This window comes from Stenotrophomonas sp. P5_B8, assembly GCF_054049855.1.
The window spans coordinates 1-9,542 of the sequence record NZ_JBFULO010000134.1 but is presented as its reverse complement, the minus strand read 5'-3'; the positions used below and the strand labels follow the sequence as shown (position 1 = coordinate 9,542).

The window sequence follows — 9,542 nt, the reverse complement described above, 5'->3', positions numbered from 1 at the left end:
GATTTGACCGACAAGTCGTCCGCAGCAAACGCATCCATTGAAATGATGTTGGATGTAAACGTTTGCATGCGACAGCGTGAATCGCCACGCGCAGAATCATCGAAACACTGCGTTGGTTACCTATCGGAATGCAGCCTAGGATGACCTGCGTCTCCTGCGATTGCGTCGCAATGTTCGCAACAGTGCGATGCATGACAGGGTCCGCGCCGTTGCCGTGGTGACAGCCGAGCAGCGCGTCTTCCTCCYCCAATCTTCGCTGGTGCTTTCCATGAAACAGTTTCTGATGCTGTGCGTACTGCCGTGCGCGGTGTTTTTTCTGCTGGCCGCATGTCGAGGGTCGACGACGTCCAGCGGGACCTATCTTTCTCCGGAACAGACCGCGCAGGTTCTGGCCAAAGCCCAGGGTGGCGACCTCCACGCCATCAAGCGGCTGATCTCGCACTACGAAGCCAGCGGCGACGTGGACGGGCTGGCAGGTCCGTGGCGGGTGCGGGCGCGGAAACTGGGGGATCCGTCGGAGTTGTACCACCACGCCGCGTGGTGCTTCGCCGCGTCACGGGAAGAGCAGGACCCGAAGGTGCGTGCGCAGTTGCTGGAGGACGCGTTGGCGTCGGCGAAGCGGGCGAGCGTGGTCGATCCCTCGGCGCAGTTGTTGGCCGACCAGATCGCCCACGTACAGATGGAAGCCACGCGGGCCGAATAGGGCTGCGCGTCAGCGCATGAAGAATTCGACCGGGAACGCCGTTCCACGGGCGCCGAACGGTCGTCGGGCACCGTGGGAAGCGGGGCGGCGCTGCGGAATGCCGCGTGAGCTGGCGGGACATGTTCCGCGCGACTGCGCCGGGACGGCCTCGCGCAGTCAGCCGTGATCCAACGGCCTGGCCACCCGGAAAACAAAAACGCCGTGGCAAGCCACGGCGTTTCGCTGCCAAGGGGGTGTTGCACCTCACCCCAGCAGCTTGCGCACCTTGTTCAAGGCCACGATGAAGCGCTCGATCTCCTCATGCGTGTTGTAGAACGCCAGCGAGGCACGGCAGGTCGCGGCCACGCCGTAGTACTGCAGCAGCGGATGAGCGCAGTGCTGCCCCGAGCGGATGGCCACGCCTTCCAGGTCGAGCAGGGTGGCCAGGTCGTGCGCGTGCGCGCCTTCGATCAGGAAGGAAACCACGGCCGCCTTGTGCGGCGTGGTGCCGAAGATGCGCAGGCCGTCAATCTTGTTGAGCTCTTCGGTGAAGTGCGCCAGCAGCTCGGCTTCGCGGGTTTCCACGTGCGCCAGGCCGAGGGATTCGAGGTAGTCCACCGCTACGCCCAGGCCGATGAAGCCGGCAATGTTCGGGGTGCCGGCTTCGAACTTGTGCGGGGCATCGTTGAACACGGTGCCCTCGAAGCTCACTTCCTTGATCATCTCGCCGCCACCGATGAACGGCGGCATCGCGTCGAGGTGTTCGCGGCGGGCCCACAGCGCGCCGGTGCCGGTCGGGCCGCACATCTTGTGCCCGGTGATGGCGTAGAAGTCGCAACCGATGGCGGCCACGTCGACCTTGCGGTGCGGCACGGCCTGGGAGCCGTCGACCACGGTGATGATGCCGCGCTTGCGTGCTTCACGGCAGATCTCGCGCACCGGGTTGACCGTGCCGAGCACGTTGGAGACGTGGGCCACGGCCAGCAGCTTGACCTCGGCGGTCATGGCACGACGCAGGGCGTCCAGGTCGAGCGCACCGTCGGGGGTGATCTCGGCCACGCGGAGGGTGGCGCCGGTGCGCTCGGCGACCAGCTGCCACGGCACGATGTTGGCGTGGTGCTCCATGCGCGAGACCAGGATGACATCACCGGCCTTCAGCCGCGGCAGCGCCCACGAGTACGCGACCAGGTTGATCGCGAAGGTCGTGCCGCTGCATAGCACCAGCTCGCTGGGGCGCACGTTGAGGAAGCGCGCGAGCTTGTTGCGTGCGCCCTCGTAGGCGTCGGTGGCCYCGGTGCCCAGGGCATGCACGGCGCGGCTGACGTTGGCGTTGTAGCGGCGGTAGAACTCGTCCACCGCGCCGATCACCTGCACCGGCTTCTGGCCGGTGTTGGCGTTGTCGAAATAGACCAGCGGCTTGCCGTGCACTTCGCGCATCAACAGCGGGAAATCCAGGCGCACGCGATCCCAGTCCGGGGCCGCCACGGTATCGGCCGCCGGGCGCGGGGTGGACAGGTTCATGCCACGCCTGCCCGTGCCAGGGCCAGGTCGAGCTGGCGGCGCAGCTGTTCGGTCAGGCGTGCGTCGAGCGCGTTCAGCGGTTCATGGCAGAACGCGGCACTGAGCAGCTGCTGGGCCTGGTCGGCGGGCAGGCCGCGCGAGCGCAGGTAGAACAGCGCATTGGTGTCCAGCTGGCCAACGGTGGCGCCGTGCGCGGCCTTCACTTCGTCGGCGTCGATCACCAGCGTGGGCTGGGTATCGATCTCCGCGTCGGCCGACAGCAGCAGGTTCTTGTTGGACAGGTTGGCATCGGTGCCATCGGCGCCGGCGCGGATGTGGATGCCGCCGTGGAAGACCACCCGGCTGCGGTTGGCGGCGACGCCACGCCACACCATTTCCGAGGCGGTATCGCGCGCGATGTGCTCGATGCCCAAGCGGGTGTCGACGTGGCGACGGCCATTGCCGAGCAGCACGCCGTTGGCAGTCAACTGGGCGTTGTCGCCTTCCAGGCGCACGTTGAACTCGTGGCGGCTGAGCGCGGCGCCCAGTTCCAGGTCGATGCGACGGTACTGCGCGTTGCGGGCCAGCACGGCATCGGTACGCAGCAGGCTGGTGGCGCGGGTGGCGTCGGCCTGCACGCGGGCATGCGAGAGCACGGCGTCCTGGGCCAGGTGCACGTGCACCAGGGTGTTGCCCAGGTGCGCGGCATCGCCGACGTGCAGGTGATGTTCGACCACGCCGAGCGCGGCGCCGCTGCGCAGCTCGATCAGGTGGCGGTGGTGCCAGGCCAGGTCGGCGCTGCCGGCCACGCTGACAAACACCAGCTGCAGCGGCAGGTCGATCTTCGCAGCTTCGTCCACGCGCACCAGCACGCCTTCGTCGGCAAGGGCGGCGTTGAGGCGGGCGAACACTTCTTCGCTGCGCTCGAAACGACGGCCGAGGAAGCGCAGGGCTTCATCGCCGGCGGCCAGTGCCGAGGACAGCGTCTGCAACTGCACGCCGGCGGGCAGCGCGCCCAGGTCGCTCAGTGCATCGGAMGGGCGGCCGTTGACGAACACCAGGCGCGGCGACGGGATGTCGGCCAGCAGCGCAGCATCGACCTCGGCGGCCGCAAGCGGCGCGGGGCTGAAGCTGCGACGCTCCAGCTGGCGCAGCGAGGTGTACTTCCAGGCTTCGGTACGCGGGCCGGGCAGGCCGGCCTGCAGGGCGGCATCCAGTTCGGCACGACGCGCGTCGCTGCCGCAGAAGCCGCTGGCGAGGGAATCCAGCAGGACGCTCATCAGACCGCTGCCTCGGGAACGACGCGATCTTTCAGGAAGTGGTAGCCGTGGGCTTCCAGTTCCAGCGCCAGCTCCGGGCCACCGGTCTGCACGATTTTGCCGTCGGCCAGCACGTGCACCACGTCCGGCTTGATGTAGTCCAGCAGGCGCTGGTAATGGGTGATCACGATGAACGAGCGGTCCGGCGAGCGCAGCGCGTTGACGCCGTCGGCCACGCTCTTGAGCGCATCGATGTCCAGGCCGGAGTCGGTTTCATCCAGGATCGCCAGCTTGGGCTCGAGCACGGCCAGCTGGAAGATCTCGTTGCGCTTCTTCTCGCCACCGGAGAAGCCTTCGTTGACGCCACGGTGCAGCAGCTCGTCCTTCAGGTGCAGCACGGCCAGCTTCTGGCGCACCAGCTTGAGGAACTGCATTGAATCCAGTTCTTCCTCGCCACGCGCCTTGCGCTGGGCATTGAGCGCGGCGCGCAGGAAGTAGGTGTTGTTCACGCCGGGGATTTCCACCGGGTACTGGAAGGCCAGGAACAGGCCGGCGGCGGCGCGTTCTTCCGGCGCCAGGTCCAGCAGGTCGCGGCCTTCGAACTGCACGCTGTCGGCGCTGACGTCATAGCCTTCGCGACCGGCGAGCACGTTGCCCAGGGTGGACTTGCCGGCGCCGTTGGGGCCCATGATGGCGTGCACCTGGCCCGGCTTCACGCCGAGCGAGAGGCCCTTGAGGATGTCCTTGTCGCCGATGCGGGCGTGGAGGTTGTCGATCTTCAGCATGATACGAATCCGGGGTAGAGCCACGCCATGCGTGGCTGAAAAATTCAAACGAAGGCGGCTGTGGGGTTAACCCACGGACCCTTCCAGCGAGACTTCCAGCAGCTTCTTGGCTTCCACCGCGAACTCCATCGGCAGCTCGCGGAAGACCTGCTTGCAGAAGCCGTCGACGATCATCGACACGGCGTTTTCCTGGTCGATGCCGCGTGCGCGGCAATAGAACAGCTGGTCGTCGGAGATCTTGGAGGTGGTCGCCTCGTGCTCCACCGTCGCACTCGGGTTCTTGACCTCGATGTACGGGAAGGTATGCGCGCCGGACTTCTTGCCGATCAGCAGCGAATCGCACTGGGTGTAATTGCGCGCGCCGTCGGCGTTGCGGTCGACCTTGACCAAGCCACGGTAGGTGTTCTGGCCGCGACCGGCGCTGATGCCCTTGCTGACGATCTTGCTCTTGGTTCGCTTGCCGATGTGGATCATCTTGGTGCCGGTGTCGGCCTGCTGGCGATGATGGGTGAGCGCGACCGAGTGGAACTCGCCCACCGAGTCGTCGCCCAGCAGCACGCAGGAGGGGTACTTCCAGGTGATCGCCGAGCCGGTTTCCACCTGGGTCCAGGTCACCTTGCTGCGCGCGCCACGGCATTCGGCACGCTTGGTGACGAAATTGTAGATACCGCCCACGCCGTTCTCATCGCCCGGGTACCAGTTCTGCACCGTGGAGTACTTGATCTCGGCATCGTCCAGCGCGACCAGCTCGACCACCGCGGCGTGCAGCTGGTTCTCATCGCGCATCGGCGCGGTGCAGCCTTCCAGGTAGGACACGTACGCCTTGTCCTCGCAGATGATCAGGGTGCGCTCGAACTGGCCGGTGTGGCCGGCGTTGATGCGGAAGTAGGTGCTCAGTTCCATCGGGCAACGCACGCCCCTGGGGATGAACACGAAGCTGCCGTCGGAGAACACCGCCGAATTCAACGCGGCGAAGTAGTTGTCGCCGACCGGCACCACCGTACCCAGGTACTGCTTGACCAGTTCCGGGTGTTCCTTGATGGCTTCGGACATCGAGCAGAAGATCACGCCCTTCTCGGCCAGTTCCTTGCGGAAGGTGGTGCCGACCGAGACCGAGTCGAACACCGCATCCACGGCCACGCCGGCCAGCTTGGCGCGCTCGTGCAGCGGCACGCCCAGCTTGTCGTAGGTGTCCAGCAGCTCCTTGGGCACGTCATCGAGCGAGGCGTACTTGGGGCCCTTGGGCGCGGAGTAGTAGCTGAGCGCCTGCAGGTCGATCGCGGCGATCTCCAGCTTGGCCCAGTCCGGCATCGGCATCGTCAGGAAGTGACGGTAGGCCTCCAGGCGCCACTGCGTCATCCATTCGGGCTCTTCCTTCTTGGCCGACAGGGCACGGATGGTGTCCTCGTCCAGGCCAGGCGGCAGCGAGTCCGATTCGATGTCCGTGATGAAGCCGGCGGCGTACTTGCGGCCGAGCTGCTCATGGATCTCGCGGTTGGGGGTATCGCCGGCGGCGACGGTGTCGAGGGTATCGGTGGCCATGGGGGCTGCCTGTGGATCAGGAGACGACATCCGCCGCGATCACGCGGCGGGGAGCGTCAACAAGGGGAAGAGGGGGCAGGATCTGCGCCAGGCTGACCGCACGCAGTGCTTCGGACACCACGTCGTTGATCAGCCGCCAGCTGCTGCGCGCGCCGCACTGCATCTCACGTCCGCACTGGCTGTGTTCGTGGGCGCACTCGGTCAGGCCCAGCGGGCCCTCCATGGCTTCCACGATCTCGAACAGGGTGATCTGGTCGGCCGCGCGGGTGAGGCGGTAGCCGCCGCGCACGCCACGCAGGCCTTCGACCAGCCCGGCCTGGGCCAGCGGCTTGAGCAGCTTGCTGACGGTGGGCGGTTCGAGGCTGGCGAACTCGGCCAACTCGGTGGCACTGAGCACCTCGCCCGGGCGGGCGGCGAGCACGGTCAGCACGACAGTGGCGTAATCGGTGAGCTTGGTGACGCGGAGCATGGGGAGGGCACAACCTTAAAGCGGACTGAAATTGTACGCTTTTCTCCGCGGGCATCCAACCCACCCCGTTCAGGGGCGTGGCGGCGGGGCCTCGCGGGGGCGGGCGCGCGCGTCGCTTTGGCAATCACAAAGATTAAGCGAGAATCGGTGCCTACCTCTCGCAACGGCCAGCCAGATGCCCAAGAAGATCCAAGCCCGCAAGTCCTCCATCCATGGCAATGGCGTGTTCGCGCTGGCGCCGATCAAGAAGGGCGAGCGGGTCATCCAGTACAAGGGGCTGCTGCGCAGCCACGCCGACGTGGATGCCGATGATACCGGGGACGTGGAAAGCGGGCACACCTTCCTGTTCACCCTGAACGACGATTACGTCATCGATGCCAACTACAAGGGCAACGATGCGCGCTGGTTGAACCACAGTTGCGAGCCGAACTGCGAAGCGGTGATCGAAGAGGCCGAGGGCGACAACCGCCGCGAGGACAAGGTGTTCATCGAGGCGATCAAGGACATCAAGCCGGGCGACGAGTTGACCTACAACTACGGCATCACCCTGGCCGAGCGCCACACCGCGCGCCTGAAGAAGATCTGGGAATGCCGCTGCGGTTCGAAGAAGTGCACCGGGACGATGCTGCAGCCCAAGCGCTGATCGCACCCCTGGCGTACCGGCCCTTGGTCGGTACCCGCTGCGCAGCGCGGTGGATACCGACATGGCGTGCACATGCCGGTCACTGTTGCCCAATGCGCAACTGCGCAGACTGGAGGCTCCTTTTCAACGGAGCTTTCCATGGCACACGCACTCAACGGCAAGCAGGTGGCGGTTCTGGCCACCGATGGTTTTGAACAGTCCGAGCTGCAGGAACCCAAGCGCCTGCTGGAATCCTGGGGCGCCACGGTAACGGTGATCGCGCCGGGCGACGCCAAGCAGATCCGCGGCTGGAAGGACAAGGATTGGGGCGAGAGTGTCGCCGTCGATCAGGCGTTGGCCGGTGCCAAACCCGAGGCGTATGACGCGCTGGTTCTGCCGGGTGGGGTGATCAACCCGGACAAGCTGCGCATCGATACGCAGGCGGTAGCCTTCATCAAGAACTTTGGCGCCACCGGCAAGCCGGTCGCGGCGATCTGCCACGGACCGTGGTTGCTGGTGGAATCGGGGTTGGCCAAGGGCCGCGCGGTGACCTCGTGGCCATCGTTGAAGACCGACCTGGGCAACGCCGGCGCGCAATGGCTCGATGCCGAGGTGGTGGTGGACGGCAACCTGATCACCAGCCGCAAGCCCGATGACATTCCGGCGTTTGCCGATGCGGTCGCCAAGGCGTTGGCGGGTTGATCCGTGCGGGTACCGATTAACCATCGGTACCCGCCGTACGTTTGGAGCTTGCCGAGCAACGAGCGGTCTTTACCGGCCCAGCATCCCGGCCGGCACCAGCTTGCCCAAATCCTGATTGAAGGTAACCACCAGCTTGCCGTTCTCGACCTGGGCCGACTGCACCTGCAGCGCGCCGAGCACGCCGGCCACGGCCGGGTCGATCTTGTAGATCGGCTCGCGGCGTGCGTAGTCGGTCAGCCAGGCGTTGAGCAGGCTGCGCGTGCGCGAATCCAGCCGGCCACCGTTGTTGGCCGGAGTGAAGTCATCCACGGTCGGCTGGTCCAGATGGAAGCCCTGGGTCTGCGCGTCGTAGCGCAGGCCGCTGCTCAGCTTGACCTTGCCCAGTGMGGCCGGCGCACTGCCGGCGGTGGCCATGGCGATGTCGAAGCCCAGATCCAGACGGTTGCCCTGCGGCAGCGCCAGCTTCGGGTGGCTCATGGTCATCGCGATGAGGCCGCCGAGGGCGTCCTGGGTGCGCGGGAAGCTGCTGTCCAGGTACTGCTGGACGTCGGGAGCGCCGACGGACAACTGGCGGCCGGACACGCTCGGTGCGGCCTGTGCGCCCACAGCGGCGGCAATCAGTACGGTGCAGGCGGCAAGACGGGACAACAGCGGTCGTACGTTCATGGTGTCAGGCCGGGCAGGGAAGAGAGACGCCAACGATAGCGCTTTCGGCTGAATCCAGCTTTGACGGCGCATGGCGGCATGCACGGCGTTGCCGCAGGCTCAGTCGAGCACCGGTTGCAGTGACGCGCCGTGGATTTCCCAGCCGCTGTCATCGGCGCGCGGCTGCAGCCGATACCAGCCTTTGTAGCGCACGATCCGATCGGCGGTGGTGACCCGGAGGGTGACCGGCACCTCGCGCAGCCGTGAGGGCTGCGCTGAATCGCGGGCGATGGGAACATCGCTTTCCAGGCGGATGCCGCGTACGCCGGGCAGCTGCATGAGATCGTGCAGGGCGGCGTCGTCCCTGCCTGCCGCGCCGCCGCTCCATAAGGCCTCGGCGGCGGCATGGTCGCGGCGCATCACCGCGTTGAAGTAATTGCGCACGACGGTGTTTTCGTCGGCTGCGTCGGGCGGCACGGCGCTCAGTATTGCCGGCGCCATCGCGACTACCGCGCCCGCCTGTGCATCATCGGCCGCGGCAGGCGCGGCTGCGCGCGTGGTCGCATCTGCCTGGGTGCTGCCGGCGTCACCGGCATGACGCTGGCACGAACATCCACCCAGCAGCAGGAGCGGCAACAGGATCACGGCACGACGCATGGCGGACTCTCCCCGGAGAAGGGGAGAGTGTAGCGGGCGGTCGCTCGCGTCAGGGGGCTTGCTGGATGTCCTGGAGCGCGCCGAGCACTTCACCCAGCTGCGGCTGCAGGCGGGTCAGTGGATGCGACGGTTCCTGCGCGTGGCGTTGGGCCAGGTCGTGCAGGAGCTGGATGGCCACGATCGCCGCCGCACGCTCATCACCACTGAGGCCGCTCTGCCGGCGCGCGACTTCCAGCAGGCGCATCCAGTCCTGCTGGGCGCGGTGTTCCAGTTCGATCGTGCAGCGTCCGCTGCACTGCAACCCGTCCTTCTCGATCGGGGTAACGGTAATGCGGTAACGCTGGGAGGGGCTGGTCATGGCGGCTGGCGTTGGGGGGACAGGCCCACCATAGGCGGGCACATCGCCGGCGACGACCGGTGCGGTCGCACGCAGTGTTCCACCTTGTGCGTTCCAGGTGCAGGCCAATGCGTGGAAAGGGCTGTGGCAGCGGGCTTTGCGCGCCGGATTGTGCGATCGGACGCGTCCGGCAACGCTGTGTCTCGCTACCTGCGCGGCAGCGCAAAAAAAGGTTCTTCGCCTGCATATGGAGCAAGCACGAAGCGCGCCTTGAATCATTTTCCGCGTGGCGGTCGGTGGTTGGGGCGCTGGGCCCCCATACCCTTTCCGGCGAATGTCCCC

Annotated in this window: 11 protein-coding genes; 3 read left to right on the top strand and 8 right to left on the bottom strand. The window is 66.5% G+C overall.

The window, feature by feature from the left end; all coding sequences use genetic code 11:
• Window positions 1-187: 187 nt before the first annotated feature.
• A complete protein-coding gene (locus ACXJKH_RS09575) occupies window positions 188-703 on the top strand; it encodes a hypothetical protein (RefSeq protein ID WP_457319251.1) in 516 nt (171 codons plus the stop codon).
• Window positions 704-946: 243 nt separating this feature from the next.
• Here the strand turns inward: ACXJKH_RS09575 and ACXJKH_RS09570 are convergent, their stop codons facing one another.
• From ACXJKH_RS09570 to ACXJKH_RS09550, 5 genes are all read right to left on the bottom strand, one after another.
• Entirely contained in the window at window positions 947-2,203 is a 1,257-nt protein-coding gene (locus ACXJKH_RS09570; protein ID WP_457319250.1) for a cysteine desulfurase, read from the bottom strand.
• Window positions 2,200-3,462: a Fe-S cluster assembly protein SufD gene (sufD, locus tag ACXJKH_RS09565; protein WP_256777479.1), complete on the bottom strand. Its 1,263-nt coding sequence runs from the start codon at window positions 3,460-3,462 to the stop codon at window positions 2,200-2,202. The genes ACXJKH_RS09570 and sufD overlap by 4 nt, the downstream gene beginning before the upstream one ends.
• Window positions 3,462-4,226 (bottom strand): Fe-S cluster assembly ATPase SufC, encoded by a 765-nt coding sequence (gene sufC / locus ACXJKH_RS09560; RefSeq protein ID WP_457319249.1) that lies wholly within the window; start codon window positions 4,224-4,226, stop codon window positions 3,462-3,464. The genes sufD and sufC overlap by 1 nt, the downstream gene beginning before the upstream one ends.
• Before the next feature lie 66 nt (window positions 4,227-4,292).
• A complete protein-coding gene (sufB, locus tag ACXJKH_RS09555) occupies window positions 4,293-5,768 on the bottom strand; it encodes a Fe-S cluster assembly protein SufB (protein ID WP_457319248.1) in 1,476 nt (491 codons plus the stop codon).
• 16 nt (window positions 5,769-5,784) lie between these two features.
• The gene (locus tag ACXJKH_RS09550) at window positions 5,785-6,237 is read right to left on the bottom strand and encodes an SUF system Fe-S cluster assembly regulator (protein ID WP_256777476.1); all 453 of its coding nucleotides are present in this window, start codon (window positions 6,235-6,237) and stop codon (window positions 5,785-5,787) included.
• 175 nt (window positions 6,238-6,412) lie between these two features.
• On the opposite strand from ACXJKH_RS09550, the gene ACXJKH_RS09545 reads away from it, so the two are divergent.
• Complete coding sequence (locus ACXJKH_RS09545) at window positions 6,413-6,880, top strand: SET domain-containing protein (RefSeq protein ID WP_256777475.1); 468 nt, start codon at window positions 6,413-6,415, stop codon at window positions 6,878-6,880.
• A 138-nt stretch (window positions 6,881-7,018) separates the two neighbouring features.
• Window positions 7,019-7,561: a type 1 glutamine amidotransferase domain-containing protein gene (locus ACXJKH_RS09540; RefSeq protein WP_457319247.1), complete on the top strand. Its 543-nt coding sequence runs from the start codon at window positions 7,019-7,021 to the stop codon at window positions 7,559-7,561.
• Window positions 7,562-7,630: 69 nt separating this feature from the next.
• Here ACXJKH_RS09540 and ACXJKH_RS09535 read toward each other — a convergent pair whose 3' ends face one another.
• The 3 genes from ACXJKH_RS09535 to ACXJKH_RS09525 all read right to left on the bottom strand — a co-directional run bounded on the left by ACXJKH_RS09535 (window position 7,631) and on the right by ACXJKH_RS09525 (window position 9,221).
• The gene (locus tag ACXJKH_RS09535) at window positions 7,631-8,227 is read right to left on the bottom strand and encodes a DUF1439 domain-containing protein (protein WP_457319246.1); all 597 of its coding nucleotides are present in this window, start codon (window positions 8,225-8,227) and stop codon (window positions 7,631-7,633) included.
• 99 nt (window positions 8,228-8,326) lie between these two features.
• Entirely contained in the window at window positions 8,327-8,863 is a 537-nt protein-coding gene (locus tag ACXJKH_RS09530; protein WP_256777472.1) for a hypothetical protein, read from the bottom strand.
• Window positions 8,864-8,912: 49 nt separating this feature from the next.
• Window positions 8,913-9,221: a DUF3861 family protein gene (locus tag ACXJKH_RS09525; protein WP_457319245.1), complete on the bottom strand. Its 309-nt coding sequence runs from the start codon at window positions 9,219-9,221 to the stop codon at window positions 8,913-8,915.
• Window positions 9,222-9,542: the final 321 nt, after the last annotated feature.